The following is a 1,088-nucleotide window of genomic DNA, read 5'->3' as shown; positions in this document are numbered from 1 at the left end:
CAGGATAGTTGAAGTAAACGATTCCGTTTTCTCTTACACCGCCCTAAAAAATCCGCAAGACTGCAGAAAAAATAAATCTGCTTTTCATTTTTAATGATCAATACATTCTTTTAATGTATCCCGATACGGCCATTCTTCCTGATAATGAAGTGCGCAGCGCTGATTTTAAGCCAATTCAACTGTAAACCTTTTGGTCTATCAATCTTTTTGAATTTAATGATATTTATATCACGCATTGTGCTTTTTTATTTTTATGGGTTTTTATTAATCATTTAAGAACAAAATGAGAGTGCCGTTAAAACTATTGGTAAAATTTAGACAGAGCATCATACAGGCAGAATAATAATGACCGCATATGATTTGGAAATCAGGCACCCGCACCATCATTCGGATGATGAAGCAGAGTTTTTTGAAGAAATGTCTGCACAAGAAATCATGGAAAAATTTAATGCGATGAACTGGAAACAGCTGCAGATTTTAATGCTGCAGATGCGGGGCGGGAAAGCCGAATTTACAGTCACAGACAATACGCAGAATTTGGCCGTTCAAATCAGCTTGATTGAAATGCCGGAAACCGAGGCGCTGACTTTTAATTTTGAAAGCGATATTGAGGTCAGCGTAGAGCAGTCTAATTTATTTGGCTTTTTAAAATACAGTAAAGCGGTTGATATTGCATTTCAGGGTTTGAATTTAGCCGCCGCGCGTCATTTGCTGGATGCCTTTACGCATCAGGAACTGGATGTCATCCGCAAGCTTTATTTACAGCCTGACAAAACGTCCGCCGCTGAATAAGCTGTAATTCAGATGCAGTTAGGCTGTTCGCCAAGGCGCTGAAAACTGTCATGGAGATTCAATTATTGCAGCTGATTTTCTAGAAGCCTGCATTGAATAAAATTCCTTTAATAGCTTTATATTTGCATTAAAAAAATGCTTTAGAGCTTAAAATAGGAAATATTTTTCAATCATTAGTGAAATTTGGGAAAAATTCTCATAATGCGCTGTAATTCTGCGGTTTCAGGGAAACAATCCCGCAGCCTGTTCATTACTATAGATCTCAAGGGTGTGACAGAGATCGAAAAGAGCAGCAT

At 37.9% G+C, this 1,088-nt stretch carries 1 protein-coding gene; it reads left to right on the top strand.

Annotation, left to right across the window (positions count from 1 at the left end; all coding sequences use genetic code 11):
- Positions 1-345 precede the first annotated feature (345 nt).
- Complete coding sequence (locus OKC24_RS19715; RefSeq protein ID WP_131276058.1) at positions 346-792, top strand: hypothetical protein; 447 nt, start codon at positions 346-348, stop codon at positions 790-792.
- Positions 793-1,088: the final 296 nt, after the last annotated feature.

Origin of the sequence: Acinetobacter entericus (genome assembly GCF_026168575.1) — a bacterium.
GTDB lineage: Bacteria > Pseudomonadota > Gammaproteobacteria > Pseudomonadales > Moraxellaceae > Acinetobacter > Acinetobacter bouvetii.
This window is presented reverse-complemented; position numbering and strand designations above follow the sequence as displayed.